At 71.2% G+C, this 15148-nt stretch carries 16 protein-coding genes; 13 read left to right on the top strand and 3 right to left on the bottom strand.

Annotation, left to right across the window (positions count from 1 at the left end; translation table 11 throughout):
* Positions 1-134 precede the first annotated feature (134 nt).
* Positions 135-1760, top strand: coding sequence for a malate synthase A (gene aceB, locus ACIRP7_RS29105; RefSeq protein WP_403665218.1), 1626 nt, complete (start codon positions 135-137; stop codon positions 1758-1760).
* Between the two features lie 6 nt (positions 1761-1766).
* On the opposite strand, the gene ACIRP7_RS29110 is transcribed toward aceB, so the two are convergent.
* Positions 1767-2060 (bottom strand): SelT/SelW/SelH family protein, encoded by a 294-nt coding sequence (locus ACIRP7_RS29110; protein ID WP_403665220.1) that lies wholly within the window; start codon positions 2058-2060, stop codon positions 1767-1769.
* Positions 2057-2962: a HipA family kinase gene (locus ACIRP7_RS29115; protein WP_403665502.1), complete on the bottom strand. Its 906-nt coding sequence runs from the start codon at positions 2960-2962 to the stop codon at positions 2057-2059. The genes ACIRP7_RS29110 and ACIRP7_RS29115 overlap by 4 nt, the downstream gene beginning before the upstream one ends.
* A gap of 155 nt (positions 2963-3117) precedes the next feature.
* Between ACIRP7_RS29115 and ACIRP7_RS29120 the strand changes: the two genes are divergently transcribed.
* The 9 genes from ACIRP7_RS29120 to ACIRP7_RS29160 all read left to right on the top strand — a co-directional run bounded on the left by ACIRP7_RS29120 (position 3118) and on the right by ACIRP7_RS29160 (position 9892).
* The gene (locus ACIRP7_RS29120) at positions 3118-4296 is read left to right on the top strand and encodes a N(5)-(carboxyethyl)ornithine synthase (RefSeq protein ID WP_403665222.1); all 1179 of its coding nucleotides are present in this window, start codon (positions 3118-3120) and stop codon (positions 4294-4296) included.
* A gap of 493 nt (positions 4297-4789) precedes the next feature.
* Positions 4790-5158, top strand: a complete 369-nt coding sequence (locus ACIRP7_RS29125) for an STAS domain-containing protein (protein ID WP_403665224.1) — start codon at positions 4790-4792, stop codon at positions 5156-5158.
* 283 nt (positions 5159-5441) lie between these two features.
* Complete coding sequence (locus ACIRP7_RS29130) at positions 5442-5942, top strand: ANTAR domain-containing protein (protein WP_403665226.1); 501 nt, start codon at positions 5442-5444, stop codon at positions 5940-5942.
* Positions 5939-6721 (top strand): ANTAR domain-containing protein, encoded by a 783-nt coding sequence (locus tag ACIRP7_RS29135; RefSeq protein WP_403665228.1) that lies wholly within the window; start codon positions 5939-5941, stop codon positions 6719-6721. The genes ACIRP7_RS29130 and ACIRP7_RS29135 overlap by 4 nt, the downstream gene beginning before the upstream one ends.
* An 84-nt stretch (positions 6722-6805) precedes the next feature.
* Positions 6806-7057 carry a hypothetical protein gene (locus tag ACIRP7_RS29140; protein WP_352381533.1) on the top strand — a complete coding sequence of 84 codons (252 nt, stop codon included), beginning with the start codon at positions 6806-6808 and terminating at the stop codon, positions 7055-7057.
* Between the two features lie 156 nt (positions 7058-7213).
* Complete coding sequence (locus ACIRP7_RS29145; RefSeq protein WP_403665230.1) at positions 7214-7774, top strand: DUF5994 family protein; 561 nt, start codon at positions 7214-7216, stop codon at positions 7772-7774.
* A 414-nt stretch (positions 7775-8188) separates the two neighbouring features.
* On the top strand, positions 8189-8791 hold the full coding sequence (locus ACIRP7_RS29150) for a DUF5994 family protein (RefSeq protein ID WP_403665232.1): 603 nt from the start codon (positions 8189-8191) through the stop codon (positions 8789-8791).
* A 38-nt stretch (positions 8792-8829) separates the two neighbouring features.
* Positions 8830-9141, top strand: a complete 312-nt coding sequence (locus ACIRP7_RS29155; protein ID WP_403665234.1) for an STAS domain-containing protein — start codon at positions 8830-8832, stop codon at positions 9139-9141.
* Between the two features lie 94 nt (positions 9142-9235).
* A complete protein-coding gene (locus ACIRP7_RS29160; RefSeq protein WP_403665504.1) occupies positions 9236-9892 on the top strand; it encodes a hypothetical protein in 657 nt (218 codons plus the stop codon).
* 28 nt (positions 9893-9920) lie between these two features.
* Here the strand turns inward: ACIRP7_RS29160 and ACIRP7_RS29165 are convergent, their stop codons facing one another.
* Positions 9921-11435, bottom strand: a complete 1515-nt coding sequence (locus tag ACIRP7_RS29165) for an IucA/IucC family protein (RefSeq protein ID WP_403665236.1) — start codon at positions 11433-11435, stop codon at positions 9921-9923.
* Between the two features lie 92 nt (positions 11436-11527).
* Between ACIRP7_RS29165 and ACIRP7_RS29170 the strand changes: the two genes are divergently transcribed.
* Genes ACIRP7_RS29170 through ACIRP7_RS29180 form a run of 3 tightly spaced genes read left to right on the top strand, consistent with a single transcriptional unit; the run spans position 11528 to position 15132 of the window.
* Positions 11528-13015 carry an IucA/IucC family protein gene (locus ACIRP7_RS29170; RefSeq protein WP_403665238.1) on the top strand — a complete coding sequence of 496 codons (1488 nt, stop codon included), beginning with the start codon at positions 11528-11530 and terminating at the stop codon, positions 13013-13015.
* Between the two features lie 45 nt (positions 13016-13060).
* On the top strand, positions 13061-14320 hold the full coding sequence (locus tag ACIRP7_RS29175) for a VWA domain-containing protein (RefSeq protein ID WP_403665240.1): 1260 nt from the start codon (positions 13061-13063) through the stop codon (positions 14318-14320).
* Positions 14320-15132, top strand: coding sequence for a hypothetical protein (locus tag ACIRP7_RS29180; RefSeq protein WP_403665242.1), 813 nt, complete (start codon positions 14320-14322; stop codon positions 15130-15132). Before ACIRP7_RS29175 ends, ACIRP7_RS29180 begins: the two co-directional genes overlap by 1 nt.
* Positions 15133-15148: the final 16 nt, after the last annotated feature.

The raw sequence follows: 15148 nt of genomic DNA on the forward strand, positions 1-15148 counted from the left end.
CAACAAAACATTGAACTTCCACAATGAGGAAACTAGTATCCACTGTTCAGAAGCGCCCTACCCTTGCGAGGGGCGCCGCTCGCGTACCCGGTTCGACTGGCACCCGGTGCCACCGCTGAAGGAAGTGACCGCTCATGTCCGCACCAGCGCCGTCCCCGCTGGCCATCGTCGACGCCGAGCCCCTGCCGCGGCAGGACGAGGTCCTCACCGAGGCGGCCCTCGCCTTCGTGGCCGAGCTGCACCGCCGCTTCACGCCCCGGCGTGACGAGCTCCTCGCCCGCCGTGCCGAGCGCCGCGCCGAGATCGCCCGCACCTCCACGCTCGACTTCCTCCCCGAGACCGCCGCGATCCGCGCGGACGACTCGTGGAAGGTGGCCCCCTCCCCCGCGGCCCTGGACGACCGTCGGGTCGAGATCACCGGTCCCACCGACCGCAAGATGACCATCAACGCCCTCAACTCAGGGGCCAGGGTGTGGCTCGCGGACTTCGAGGACGCCTCGGCGCCGACGTGGGAGAACGTCGTGCTCGGGCAGGTCAACCTGGCCGACGCGTACACCCGGAACATCGACTTCACGGACGAGAGGTCCGGCAAGTCCTACGCGCTCAAGGCCGACGAAGAGCTCGCCACGGTCGTCATGCGCCCGCGCGGCTGGCACCTGAACGAACGACACCTGGTCGACGCCGAGGGCGTGCAAGTCCCGGGCGCCCTCGTCGACTTCGGCCTGTACTTCTTCCACAACGCCCAGCGCCTGCTCGACCTCGGCAAGGGCCCGTACTTCTACCTCCCCAAGACCGAGTCGCACCTCGAAGCGCGCCTGTGGAACGACGTGTTCGTCTTCGCGCAGGAGTACACCGGCATCCCGCAGGGCACCATCCGCGCGACCGTCCTGATCGAGACGATCACGGCCGCGTACGAGATGGAGGAGATCCTCTACGAACTCCGCGACCACGCCTCCGGGTTGAACGCGGGCCGCTGGGACTACCTGTTCTCCATCGTCAAGAACTTCCGTGACGGCGGCGCCAAGTTCGTCCTGCCGGACCGCAACGCCGTCACGATGACGGCCCCGTTCATGCGCGCGTACACCGAACTCCTCGTCCGCACCTGCCACAAGCGCGGTGCGCACGCGATCGGCGGCATGGCGGCGTTCATCCCCTCCCGCCGGGACGCCGAGGTGAACAAGGTGGCCTTCGAGAAGGTCCGCGCCGACAAGGACCGCGAGGCGGCCGACGGTTTCGACGGTTCCTGGGTCGCCCACCCCGACCTGGTGCCGATCGCCATGGAGTCCTTCGACAAGGTCCTCGGTGACCGGCCCAACCAGAAGGACCGCCTGCGCGAGGACGTCCACGTCGAGGCGGCCGACCTCATCGCGATCGACTCGCTGAAGGCCAGGCCGACGTACAACGGCCTGGTCAACGCCGTCCAGGTGGGCATCCGTTACATCGAGGCATGGCTGCGCGGGCTCGGCGCGGTGGCCATCTTCAACCTCATGGAGGACGCGGCCACCGCCGAGATCTCCCGTTCGCAGATCTGGCAGTGGATCAACGCGGGTGTCGAGTTCGAGAACGGCGAACGCGCGACTCCCGAACTGGCCCGCAAGGTCGCCGCCGAGGAGCTCTCGAACATCCGCCAGGAGATCGGCGAGGAGGCCTTCGCGGCCGGCCACTGGCAGCAGGCCCACGACCTGCTGCTCCAGGTCTCCCTCGACGACGACTACGCGGACTTCCTGACACTGCCTGCGTACGAGCAGCTCAGGGGCTGACGCGCCTCAGGGGCTCACGTCCCCCTGAGAGACCTTGTCCGAGTGGCCCAGGGACTTCCCCGGGGCCACTCGGTCGCGTACGGCCTGCTTCACCGCCGTGGGCTCCGGGAAGCCCTGCTCCCGCCGGTCCCAGACGAGCTCGTCGTCGACGCGCACGACGAAGATCCCGCCCTTGCCGGGCTTCAGCGCCAGTTCCGTCAGCTCGTCCTCGAAGGTCGTCAGCAGTTCCTGCGCCAGCCAGGCCGCGCGGGGCAGCCAGCGGCACTGGGTGCAGTACTCGATCTCGACGCGGCCACTCATCCGAGATGCACCGACCAATCCTGTTCGGCCGCGGGCTTGCCGTGCAGGTCGGGCACCTGCTTGAGCCACGCGGGACGTCCTTGCTGATTTCTCGCCGTCCGGCGCGCCTCCTCGGCGGCGAGTTCGTCCCGGGAGGGGAAGTCGGTGGGCAGCCACGACGCGGAGGCGCCCACGCGCGCGTGGAGATACGTCACATAGGCCTCGCGTGCCTCGGCCGGGGTCTCGAAGTCGGTGAGCCAGGCGTCGGGCACGGCCGCGGTGACCTCGTGCAGGACGTCGAGAGTCACCTTGGGCGCGAGTTCCGCGTCGGCGGCGCGCACGTCGGGGCCGTAGTGGCCGAGGGCGTGATGGCGGAAGTCGTAGGACTTCGACGGGTCCGTGCCGTCCCAGCGGTGGTGGAAGACGAGAGCGGCACCGTGGTCGATCAGCCACAGCCGCGGGGGCGTGATGCCGAGGGTCGGCCAGACCATCAGGTTCGAGCTGTGGACCGTACGGTCGACGTTGACGGTGAGCGCGTCGAGCCAGACGATCCGGCCGGCCTCCAGCGGGTCCACGGGGAAGGCCTTCGCGATCTCGGGGGTGAAGTCGCGCGCGCCCGGCAGATAGTCCATGCCGAGGTTCAGCCCCGCGCTCGCCGCGTGGAGGTCCCGCACCTCCTGGTGCGGCTCGCTGTCGGCGATCGCCGGGTTGAAGCGCACGAGGACCAGCTCGGGGAAGCGCAGCCCCAGCGCCCGCGCCAGCTCACCGACGATCACCTCGGCGACCAGCGCCTTGCGGCCCTGGGCGGAGCCGGTGAACTTCACGACGTACGTCCCCAGGTCGTCGGCCTCGACGACACCGGGGACGGAGCCGCCGGAGCGCAGGGGTTCGACGTAGCGGGTCGCGGTGACCTCTCTCAGCATGTCCCTCAGGTCACCCACCCTTCAACCTTGTGACTGACCATGGTAGCCGGGTGATCGCCGGCGGCCCGAGCCTGCCGTCTCCCTGGTCCGGCCCGTCACGAGCGGGTTGCCGGATTGCCCCGGTGTGCTAGACAGGAAGTAACCAAAGGGGAATTTTGCAGCAGCTCACGCTCGGAATCATGTCGCAGACCCGCAAGGAAAACGAGCATCGTCTGCCCCTTCACCCCGCTCATTTCGACCGTGTCGACTCCGGTCTCCGCAAGCGGATCTACCTCCAGGAAAACTACGGAGAGCATTTCGGCGTCCCCGACAGCCTGCTCGCCCCGCTTGTCGCGGGTTTCCGTACCCGCGAGGAACTCATCGCCGAATGCGATGTGATCCTGCTGGCCAAACCACTGCGCGAAGACCTGGCGGAACTGCGTGAGGGGCAGGTCCTGTGGGGCTGGCCGCACTGCGTCCAGGACGAGAAACTCACCCAGACCGCCATCGACCGGCGGCTCACCCTGATCGCCTTCGAAGCGATGAACCACTGGACCCGCAGCGGCGCCTTCAACCTGCACGTCTTCCACAAGAACAATGAGCTGGCCGGGTACTCCTCGGTCCTGCACGCCATGCAGCTGACCGGCGTGACCGGTGACTACGGGCGGCGCCAGCGCGCCGTCGTCATCGGCTTCGGCGCGACCGCCCGCGGCGCGGTGACCGCGCTCAACGCCCTGGGCGTGCACGACGTCGACGTGCTCACCGCGCGTGGCGTCACGGCCGTCAGCTCCCCGATCCACTCCGCGCGGATCGTCCACTTCGACCACGACGAGGCCGACGACTCCCTCGACCCGCGACGCAGTGTCGCTCTGACCGAGGACGGCCCGCTGCCGCTGGCCGATTTCCTCGCCGGGCACGACATCATCGTCAACTGCGTGCTGCAGGACACCGACGCGCCGTTGATGTTCCTGCTCGACGAGGACCTCCCCAAGCTGGCCCCCGGCACGCTGGTCATCGACGTCTCCTGCGACGAGGGCATGGGCTTCGGCTGGGCCCGGCCCACCACCTTCGCCGACCCGATGTTCACCGTCGGCGACCACGTCAGCTACTACGCGGTGGACCACAGCCCCTCCTACCTGTGGAACTCCGCGACCTGGGAGAACAGCGAGGCCCTGCTGCCGTATCTGGACGTCGTGCTCCGGGGCCCCGACAGCTGGGACGCCGACGACACGATCCGGCACGCCATCGAGATCCGCCGCGGTGTCGTCCAGAACCCCAAGGTGCTCGCCTTCCAGCACCGCACGGCGGAGTACCCGCACGCCCGCGAGGAGACCGGGGCGGTGTCACGGCCGTAGCGGCACGGCGACAGGGGCTCGGCCGGAGCGGCGCGGCCTTGGTTGCGCCGCCTTGGTGGCGGAACATCCGGGCGTGCCGCTCGGTGACGGGCAGCGGCTTCGGGAGGGGATACCGTCCGGGCCGTCGTGGCGCACCGCCCGCCGTTCCGCGGCGCCGATGTCGCGCGGTAGGCATTGAGTCCGCCGGCGTCGCAGAAGGTAACCGCCGGGGAGATTGATGCTCGTTCGCGTTCACATTTCTCCAACCGGTCAGTGAAACACCGGCCGAGATCCACCCCGCCCTTTCAGTCTCGACCTCATCAAGAACCGACCCGGGACGACAATTTCGACCGCCCTTATGGATTCCCGGAAAAGGGGCGGGTCCGGTCTCCCCACGACGGTAGGCTCGTCGTACGGCGCCCGGGACCCCGGCCCTCTCCGTGTAGTTCCGTTCCGCGCAACTGAGGCTCTGCGCAAGGCGAAAGCCACTCCAGCGACGGAGGAGATGGGGCGCATGGGCCCGCATCCCGACCTGTTCGACGAGTTGCGTTTGGTCACGGCGGGCGGCGAGTTGGATCTGACGACCGTGTCGGCCTTCGCACGTGATCTGGAAGACGCCCGGCACGGCAGCGGACGGCTGTTCCTCATCGTCGATCTGGGCGATGTCACGTTCATGGACGGCAGCGTCCTGGCCCCGCTGTGCGCGACGTGGAAGGACTGTCATGAGCGGCTCGGATGGGCGCGCATCGTGCACCACCGGCCAGGCACAGGTCTCGTGTTCAGGGCCGCGGGTCTGCTGGAGCGTTTCCCCCGGTACGCCAGTGCCCAGGACGCCTGGCAGGACATACCCGCGAGCCGCGCGACGGCATACCGGGCGACGTAATGCACGGCGCGGGCCGGGCGGCGTCCCACACCGTGGTGCCGCGGCCGCCGCAGCGGGCGTGGAACGCGGAACGGTGATCAGCGAGGGCATGGCCGAGGTCGTGCGCGCGAGCGCTGGGCGCCGCGGGTGTCACGCTGTCGCTGCTGGTCGGCCCCGAGCGGTCGACCGAGCCCCTGTGGTCTCTCCCCGGACTGAGCGGGCGGTTCGAGGAGCTCCCGTTCACGCTCGGCGAGGGGCCGGGACCCGAGGCGGTCCGCACTGGTTCCCCGTCCTGGAGCCAGACTTGGACCGGGTGCGCCGCGCGCGGTGGCCCGAGCTGCTGCCGGCCGTGCGCGAGCTGGGCGTGCACGGGGTGTGCTGCTTTCCGCCGGGTATCGGCGCCATCCGCATCGGGGTGCTGGCCGTGCTGTGCGACGGGGACCGGCAGCTGAGCCAGCAGCAATACGCGGACGCCGTCGCCCTTTCGGCCATGCTGACCAGCGCGTCCCTGCACGGGGAACCTCGCGGCCAGGAGGCGGGCGTACAGGGCTTCGGCATGGGCGTGCGGCAGCCGTCGGGGTTGCGCCGAGCGGTCGTGCACCAGGCCACCGGGATGGTCAGCGTCCAGCTGGGCGTCTCCATGGAGGAGGCTCTGCTGCGTCTGCGGGCCCACGTCTACGGCAACGCGCATCCCCTCGAGGAGGTGGCGGAGGACATGGTCGCCCGCAGGCTCCGCTTCAGCGACGAATCCGACGAATCCGACGACGGAAGCGGGCCCCATTCGCCCGACGGTGGAAAGGGATGATCGGCATGGCCCGCGAACGACGTCTGGCCGAGATCTTCGTCGAGGTGGCGGACTCCCTCGTCGAGGACTTCGACGTCATCGACCTGCTCCAGCGCCTGTCGGCGCGGTGCGTCGAACTGCTCGACGTGTCGGCGGCCGGGATCCTGCTCGCGGACGCACAGGGCGAACTGCAGATCATCGCCGCCTCCGACGAACGCACCCGGCTGCTGGAGCTCTTCGCCCTCCAGCACGACCAGGGCCCCTGCGTGGAGTGCTACCGCACCGGCACCGCCCGGACCGACATCGACCTGACGTGCCCGGAGCCGACCATGGGCTGGACACGCTTCGCGGCACGAGCCCGCGAGACGGGGTATGTGAGCACACACGCCATCCCGCTGCGTCTGCGCCGCCGGGTCGTCGGCGCGCTCAATCTCTTCCAGACCACCGCGCACCGCCTCGGCGACGCCGACACCGCGCTCGCCCAGGCCCTCGCCGACGTGGCCACGATCGCGATTCTCCAGCAGCGCACCCTGGAACGGTCGCATCTCGAGAACAGCCAGCTGGAGACCGCGTTGACCAGCCGGGTCCTGATCGAGCAGGTCAAGGGTGTGCTGGCGGAGCGCTGGAACACCTCCGTCGACGACGCCTTCGAGGCGTTCCGCTCGTACGCCCGTGCCCGTCACCTGCGCCTGTCCGAGCTCGCGGCACAGATCATCTCCGGCGACGTCGACAGCACGGCCATTCCGGCACCGGCACCGCCGGGCTCACGGGGCGGCCACCTCGGCTCGCCGAATCTCTGACCGTGCTCGCCGGAGTAGGGTGAAAGATCCGGTCCACGGATCCAGGCCCCGGGCCCCGGGCCCCAGGGGAACGACGAGGTCGTCATGCAGCCCACCGAGACACCCCCGGACGGACACGCCGACGTGCGTATCGTCGCCGCCTCCCCCGAAGTCGCCCGTCAGGTCGCGGAAATTCTCCGTCACTGCTTCGCCGCCACAGAACAGCGCAGCTTCCCGGCGGACAGCGAAGGAGGGACCTGCCTCCAGCTCACCGTGGACACCACCAGCGCGGCCGAACCGGCGCGGTCCTGGCTGGAGACCAGTCGCTCCACGGGTCAGAACGGCCGTCGGACATGAGGGGATCTCCCGGAGCCGACCGTTCCGCCTCTTCGGGGAGTAGCGTGGCCTCATCGGGAGCACTTCGCGCACCGGCCTCGATGCCGGTGCCGTTCCTGGTGAGCAACGGTACCGGGCAACTGTTGACGCGCAGGGGTTCGGAGACGGGTTCGCACGATGTCCGCGATCACCGACCAGCCTTCCCCGCGCGCGGTGCCCTTCAGGGCCTCGACCGCACGGCTCGCCCTCAAACCCGTACCCCTCTCCCCCGGACAGGTCGAGCTGGACGGCGCCTGGTGGCCCCGCTCCCGTGACCTGAGCCGGGAACTCCCCGGGCTGGCCGACGTACTGGACCCGCTGTGGGGGCGGATCACCCGTATCGCCGTCAACCCCCGCCACTGGCCGATCCTCCCGCCCCGGATTCTCGTCAACGGCCATGTGGTGAAGGTCGGTTGGTTCACCTCGGAGCTGGACCCGCACAAGATCCTGCTGCTGTCCGGAACGTCGGGCCGCTGGGATCTCCTGGTGGTTCCCCCGGAGACCAACGCCCCCTCGGCCGCCCGGCTGATGGCCGCCGCGAGCGCGGGCACCGCCCCGCTGTCGACCGCGACCGCTCTCATGACCACGGAACTGGTCGACACCCCTGCCGGAGCCCATGACGCCCCCGCTGGGTCCTACGACTCCGGCACCGGGCCTGACGAACGCGTGGCCACCGCGTTGACAGGGACCGTCGCCTGACATGGCGTGGCCGTACGGTGCCGGGTTGTGCGACTCCCGAACACACGGCGAGGCACGCCGCCGTTCCGCCTCGGCCGGGTCACCCGCAACAGGCGCCTGCAACGACAGGGCAGGAACGACCGCGTCTCCGGAAGCCTGAAACAGGCCGTCGAGAAGGCCAAGGACGCCTTCAGGCGCAAGGGAACGGGACCCCGATGAGGTACGGCCGGCAAGATCGTCCAGTCTCTCCGGCACGTTCTCAGCCTCTTCGCCGACACACACTCGCACCCCGCGTCCCGGCCGGGTGCGGAGTACTCTCGACAGTACCGAGGGCATTTCGCACACCGGCTTCCTCGCCGGGTCGTTCTCGGTGAGAGATGAAACCCGGGCCGCCGCGGAGGCGGCCCGAGACGGGTCCGCGCCATGTCGGCGACCTTGAACCCAACCCTGCCGCACCCCGAGCCCGTCGCAGCCCCGGCAGCGCGTCTCGCCCTGAAGGCGAACGGCGCGTCCCGTGGGCTCCTGGACGGCGCCTGGTGGCCCCGCTCCCGGGATCTGCTGAGCGAACTGCCCGCGCTGACCGACGCGTTGCACCCCTTGTGGGGCCGCATCACGCGCATCGCCGTCAACCCCGAGTACTGGCCCGTCATCCCGCGCAAGATCTCCGCGAACGGCCACGTCGTCAAGGTCGGTTGGTTCACCCCGGAGATCGACCCGCACAAGCTGCTCCTGCTCTCCTACGGCACCGGCCGCTGGGATCTGCTGATCATCCCGCCCGAAACCGGAGCGGAGTCGGCGGCCCGGCTGATGGCTGCCGCGTCCGACCACGACGGCCCGCCCCTGACCGCGAGCGCGCTCATCACCGCGGACACCCGGCACAACGGCACCGCCACCGCCACCGCCACCGACGAACCGCTGGAACCTGACGAGGCATGGGAGTCCGAGGGCGGCGCCGCCGCGGCGCCCACAGCCGTCCCGCATCAGCCCAGTCCGCCCGACCGGTCCGGTCCGGACAGCCGTCCGATCGTCGGTATGTGAAGCGGCAGTGGCGGCCGAAGTCGACGAACGGAGGCACCATGACTCTTCCGCGGCTGAACATCTACCGGCACGACCGGGGCACGCGGGCACTGATCACCCTGGCCGGTGAGATCGACCCGGCCACCGCGCCCCAGGTGCGGACCGCCCTGGACCGGTGCCTGCACGACGGCATCACCACCATCGACATCGACCTGAGCACCGTCGGCCGCTGCGACACCAGCGGCCTGCGCGTCTTCCTCGACGCGTCGCGGCACGCCGCCGAGAGCCACACGTCCCTGCGGCTGCACCACCCGTCCCCGCAGACCGCGCGACTCCTCGCGGACACCGGCTCCGATCGAGTGCTCCTGTGACGCCCGGGGCCGCCGACCGGGCGTGACAGCCGTGACGGCCCACCGGTCGTGTCGCTGGAGGACAATGTGGTCCGGCGGTACACCGGACAGCGGAGTGATCGCCCTGATCCGCTACATGGTCACGGTGCTGCTGCTGTCCCAGCGTTTCCTCGCGCCCCTGCTGCTGTTCGTCGGACTGCTGGCGGTGCTGACCAGCAGCGACTCGGGCCCGCTCGCGGCCACCTACGGCTCGGCGGCCGGCGCCATGCTGGTGTGTGCGAGCTGGTCGACCATGGCACTGATCGGCCTCGAGGACCCGGCGCACCGCTCGGTCGTGGTCGTCAGCGCGGGCAGTCATCTGCGGGTGCTGCTCGGGTCGGTGGCCACGGCCCTGCTGTGGTGCCTGCCGCTGACGGTGGCGGGTCTGCTCCTGCCGCTGCTGTTCGGGTCCCACACCTTCACGGCGGCCGACGCCGTGCTGGGTGTGGAGGCCCAGCTCACCTGTGCCGTGACCGGCGTCGCCATCGGCGTGCTCTGCTCGCGTCCGCTCTTCCGGCACCAGGGCTACGCACTCGTGGCCGCCCTGGTCCTGCTGCTCGCGACCCTGCTGGGCAGAGGCGTCTCGCCCGTCAACATCCTGCTCGGGGATCTGCAGAACGCCTCGGACTCCGCGGACCTCCTCGGGTCCACGGGTGTCCTGCTCGCCGTCGCCGCCGCAGTGCTGGCAGGCGCGGTGGCGACCGCTCAGGCCGTCGGCCGCAGAAGGAGCTGAGACGACGCAGGAGCGGACCGGCTTCGGGTCAGGTGCCGGCCAGTGGGTTCGGCAGCGGCAGGTAGCGGGCGTCCGCCCCGTCCGCCCCTGTCCACCTCAGCAGCAGGTTCGTCTTGCCGGGGAGGGTGGGCGCGGTGAGGAGGGCGGTGGCTTCGGGGAGGTCGTGGCGGGAGATGTCGTGGCGGGACAGTTCGCGGCGGGCGGCCGGCCAGGGGTCGAAGCCCGGGTGGCGTTCGGCGAGGGCCGCGGCGATCTCACACAGGTGGTTGACGACCAGGCAGTACACCAGCCGCTCCCATCCGGCCTCGCGCGACACGTCCGGCAGCAGCTTCACGCCCTCGGCGTCCCGGAACAGCGCCTGCACGGGCGTACCGTCCGCGTCCACGGCGACCAGGGTGTTCTGCAAATGCGCCTCGAGGACGACGCCGTGGTCGGCGAAGGCCGCGAGGGCGGGCGGGACGACCGCGCCCAGGTACGCCTCCCACCAGCCCGCCGGATCCCGGGTGCCGTCGAGCGGGCTGCCCTCGAAGCCCTCCACCAGGGCGGCGGCGAGCAGCGGGGTCGCCCCGGGCAGGACATGGCCGCGCAGTCCGTCGCGGACCAGGACGGCGAGTTCCTCGAAGGCGAAGTCGGCGGTGCGGTAGCCGCGGTCGCTGAGCCAGGCGGCGCAGCCGGGGCTCGCGGCGAAGGCGCTCGCGACCGCTTCATCCGTACGGCGGAGTCCGAGCAGGTCGTGGCGCCAGAGCCGGCGGACGTCGTTCGTGATGCGGACGTCGAGACTGAACTTGAGGAAGAGATCCCGGGAGGGGGCGTACACCGTGCGGATCGCTGCCGTCGGCCAGGTCTCGAAGGCGGTCGTGCCGAGCCGGATCAGACGGCCGTCCTCGAAGGCCTCCGCGCAGGACACCAGGTCGAGCTGCCAGGGGTGGGCGGGCAGCAGCCGGTAGCCGGACGGGGCCTCGCCGAGCGCGTCGAGGGCCGCGGTGTCGCCCTCCTCGACGACGGCGTCCTCGCGCACCCCGAGCAGGACCAGCGGGAAACGGGCATGGGCCTCGGGGGCGTACGGCAGCCAGGCGGCTGCGGGACCGCCGCCGCGGGCCTTGGGCGCGGGGTGGTACGGATGGCCGGTGACCAGGCACTGTTCGGAGCGCAGATACGGGTCGGCGGGCGCCGTCGTCCGGTCCCGGGCCGTGAGCAGCGCGGCCACCGCGTCCCGGCTGTCGATCATCTCGGCGGGCAGCTCGTGGTTGGACACACCCGTGTGCCGGGTGAGTTCCTCGGCAACGAGCTTCACGAGGTCGGGGTGACCGATCCGCCGCCAGCCGCCCGCCGTGTACACCTCGGGCTCGGCGGGCCGCCGGTCGCCCCGCACCCTGAGCAGCCGCCCGCCGGGCAGCCGGTACACCGGGCGCTCGCCGGGTTCCGGGAGTGGCACGGCCACCTCGCGCAGCAGGCAGTTCAGCAGGGGCGCTGCCGCGTACGCGTCGGCGCGGCGGGCTACGGAGGTGCCGGCCGGCGGGGGCAGGAGATCCACGCGTTTCACTCGTTCTCTACGGTTCATCCGGGGCGATGACGATCAGTATGTCTGCCGTCTCCGTCCCGCTGTGACACCAGTCGTACCCGAGGAGTCCGCCCGTGCACCGTCCCCGCGCCGCCGAGGCCCGGTTCGCCGAAGAGCTGGCCGTCCTGCGCCCCGACCTCGTGGCGCGGTACGCGGCCGAGCTGCCCGGCGCCCGCGCGGCCGTGCTGTCCCGGCTGTGGCGGGGGCTCACGCACGAGCCGCTGCCCTGGGTCGCCGCGCGGGACGCGGGCCGGGAGGGGCTCACGCTGCGTCTCTCGGACGGACGCCGGCTGCGCGGCCCGCACCCTGACCCGTTCGCGACCGCCGCCCAGGTCACCGTCGTACGGCTCGACGAGGTCGTGCACGACGATCCGGCGTGCCTGATGACCGCCCTCGGCGTACCGCACGGCGCGGACTTCGCGATCGAACTCGCCGACAGCGTGGCGTCGTTGGCGCTGTCGAGGGCAGGGCAGCCGCCGGGCCCCGAGGAGTGGCCGGTGCGCGACTGGGAGTGGGAGCAGCGGGTCGTCGACGGGCATCCCTACCACCCCAACTGCCGTTCCCGGCCCGGCTTCTCGGTGGCCGAGCAGCTGGCCTACGGGCCGGAGCACCGGCCGCTGGTACGGCTGGGGCTCGTGCCCGTACCGGCCGGTGAGTGCCTGGTGACGGGGGCGTGGCCGGCCGGGATGCGGGACGGGGAGCGGCTGTTGCTGCCGGTGCACCCGTGGCAGGCGGAACATGTGCTGAAGCGGACCGTCTCCAACGGCCTGGCCGCGCATCCGCTGATGTCGCTGCGCACCCTCGCCCTGGCCGGCGGCGGACCGCATGTGAAGACCGCGCTCAGCGCCCGGCTCACGTCCTCGGTGCGGGACATCTCCGTCTACTCGATCGGCATGTCGGCGATCCTCTCGGAGTTCGCGGAGACCCTGGCGGAACGGATGGACGGCCTCCTGCACTTCACCCGCACGCTGGGGGCGGTGACGGCCGACTCGCCCGATCTCGCGGCCGTGGTGCGCGAGTCCCCCCAGGTGTACGGCGACCGGGTCCTGCCCGTGGCGGCCCTCGCCACCACCGAGCTGCCCCGATCCCCGGCATGGCTGGCCGCGTTCGCCCGGCTGGCCCTCACGACGGGGCTGCGGCTCCTGGAACTCGGCGTCGCCCTGGAGGCACACGGCCAGAACCTCCTCGTCGTCCTGTCCGAGTCGGGCGCGCCGCTCGGGCTTGTCTACCGGGACCTCGCCGACATCCGGGTCAGCCCGGCCAGACTCGCGCGGCACGGCATCGCGGTTCCCGCGCTGTCCGGGCGGATCGTCACGGACGATGTGACGACCCTGCGGCGCAAGCTGTTCGGCTCCCTGGTGGCGGGCGCCCTCGCGGGTACGGCGGGTTCGGCGACAGCGTTGCGGGGGGCGCTGGAGACGGCCGTACGAGAGCTGCCGCGCACGCCCGATCTGGCCGCGCTGCTCGAACAGCCGCTGCCCGCGAAGGCGTTGACGCTGATGCGGCTGTCGCCGGAGACGCCGGGCGACCAATGGGCGGAGCTGCCCAACCCCCTGTGGTGAGCGGCCGTTTTGGAGCCGGGCGCACCTGATCAATAGGATCCGGCGATGATCACAAGAAAACGGCTGGCGGCGGGAGTGTGCGCCCTGCTCGCCGCCCTGACGGCCGGGGTCGCCTTCCCGGTCGCGGCGGTCGCCGGTGAACCAACGGGCGGCACCGCGCCGCAGGTCGATCTCGTCCTCGACGTGAGCGGCTCGATGCGGACGGCGGACATCGACGGCGGCACCCGGATGGCGGCGGCAAAGCGGGCCTTCAACGAGGTGCTGGACGCGACGCCCGAAGAGGTCCAGCTCGGCATCCGGACCCTCGGCGCCAACTACCCGGGCGACAACCAGAAGACGGGCTGCAAGGACACCGCGCAGCTCTACCCGGTCAGCACGCTGGACCGTACCGAGGCCAAGACGCAGGTGGCGACCCTCTCCCCCACCGGCTGGACACCGATCGGCCCCGCACTGCTGAAGGCCGCCGGTGACTTCACCGACAGCGCCTCCTCCAAGCGGATCGTGCTGATCAGCGACGGCGAGGACACCTGCGCCCCGCTCGACCCGTGCGAGGTGGCCCGCGAGATCGCCGCCAAGGGCGTCGGGCTGACCATCGACACCCTCGGTCTGGTCCCGAACACCAAGATGCGGCGGCAGCTGAGCTGCATCGCGGAGGCGACCGGCGGTACCTACACCTCGGTGGAGCACGCCGACGAACTCACCGACAAGGTCAACCAGTTGGTGGACCGCGCGGCCGACCCGGTGGTGACGCCGGTGGCCACGGAGGGCGCCGGCTCCTGCGCCACCGCCCCGACGCTGAAGTCCGGGCTCTACACCGACCGCGAGGAGTTCACCCAGCAGCGCTGGTACCGGGTGGACGTCGACCCGGGCAAGGAGCTGCGCGCCTCGGTGAGCGTGGGGGCCGACCGGTCCGTGAACCCCTCCTACGGGGTGCTGCTGCGGGCGGTCACCGTGCACGGCCGGGAGATCGTGCGCGGCGAGGGTGCGGGCAACGGCCGTACGGACGTGATCTCGACGGGGCTCAGATACCCCAAGGCCGACCGTGAAGACGCCTCCGCCGAGACCGTGTGTCTCCAGGTCACCAACTCCTTCTCGGCGGCCTCCGGGGTGAAGACCACCCCGGGCCTGCCCCTCGAGCTGACCGTCGACGTGGTGGACGGGCCGTCGAACGCGAGCGACGTGGCCTCCTTCGGCCTCGGGCGCGGCTGGTGGCTGCTCGGCGCGCTGATTCTCGCGGGTTTCGTCGCCGGTCTGCTGTGGGGCTGGCTGTCACGTTGGCGGCTCGCGGTCTGGAGGACCAACTGATGCGGATCACACGCGCGTTGAGCGCTTCCCTGCTGATCCTGGGGCTGGCCGTCGCACCGGCCGCGGCCGACTCCTCGCCGACGCCGACGGATTCGGCCTCTGCGGACGGTGACGCGCCCACCCAGGCGGGCACGTCGTTCCGTACGGCGACCGAGGTCGAGCAGGGCCAGACCGCGACGGCGAGCGGCTCCACGGGCGACTATCTGTACTGGTCGTTCCCCGCGGACGCCGGACAGCGCCCCACCGTGAAGGCGACGGTGAAGCTGCCCGAGACGCACGCCTCGCAGACCTGGCAGATCGACGTGTACGACGGTCTGCGCCGCCGCCAGTCCTGCCAGTACGGCGCCCAGACGCGAACCGCCGCAGCGGACGCTCCCTCGGTGGAGGCGGACTGCACGCTGCGCACGGTCCGCGCCTGGTCGGAGACCTGGGCCAACGACCCGCTGCCGGGCACGTACTACGTCCGGCTGACGGCCGTCGGTCTCACCACGGCCGACCTGGGGCTCCCGGTGAGCGCCGAGATCCGGGTCGGCTCCAAGGACATCGGCGGTTCGGCCGCGGTGGACGGTTCGCTGGCGGAGCCGCTGGTGCCGGGCATCGCGGTGAAGTCCGAAGCGGAGAAGGACGGTTCCGAGGATTCCTCCGCCGTGCTGTCCGCCATCGAGCCCGAGGACGGCTGGTCCTCCGGCTGGTGGTCCGACCGTTGGGTGTGGACCGCGATCGGTGGCGCGCTCGCCGCGCTGGCCGGGGTCGGCGGCTATGCGCTGACCCGCGGCTCGGGACGACCCACCCGGGTACCGCCGGGAGCCTGACGGCACGACTGCGCGA

It is taken from the genome of Streptomyces sp. NPDC102270 (genome assembly GCF_044766405.1).
Lineage (GTDB): Bacteria > Actinomycetota > Actinomycetes > Streptomycetales > Streptomycetaceae > Streptomyces.

Bases quoted from the DNA above. Each gene is read 5' to 3' on its own strand.
- aceB (WP_403665218.1), top strand. From the start codon at position 135: ATGTCCGCACCAGCGCCGTCCCCGCTGGCCATCGTCGACGCCGAGCCC.
- ACIRP7_RS29110 (WP_403665220.1), bottom strand. From the start codon at position 2,060: ATGAGTGGCCGCGTCGAGATCGAGTACTGCACCCAGTGCCGCTGGCTG.
- ACIRP7_RS29115 (WP_403665502.1), bottom strand. From the start codon at position 2,962: ATGCTGAGAGAGGTCACCGCGACCCGCTACGTCGAACCCCTGCGCTCC.
- ACIRP7_RS29125 (WP_403665224.1), top strand. From the start codon at position 4,790: ATGGGCCCGCATCCCGACCTGTTCGACGAGTTGCGTTTGGTCACGGCG.
- ACIRP7_RS29135 (WP_403665228.1), top strand. From the start codon at position 5,939: ATGATCGGCATGGCCCGCGAACGACGTCTGGCCGAGATCTTCGTCGAG.
- ACIRP7_RS29140 (WP_352381533.1), top strand. From the start codon at position 6,806: ATGCAGCCCACCGAGACACCCCCGGACGGACACGCCGACGTGCGTATC.
- ACIRP7_RS29145 (WP_403665230.1), top strand. From the start codon at position 7,214: ATGTCCGCGATCACCGACCAGCCTTCCCCGCGCGCGGTGCCCTTCAGG.
- ACIRP7_RS29155 (WP_403665234.1), top strand. From the start codon at position 8,830: ATGACTCTTCCGCGGCTGAACATCTACCGGCACGACCGGGGCACGCGG.
- ACIRP7_RS29175 (WP_403665240.1), top strand. From the start codon at position 13,061: ATGATCACAAGAAAACGGCTGGCGGCGGGAGTGTGCGCCCTGCTCGCC.
- ACIRP7_RS29180 (WP_403665242.1), top strand. From the start codon at position 14,320: ATGCGGATCACACGCGCGTTGAGCGCTTCCCTGCTGATCCTGGGGCTG.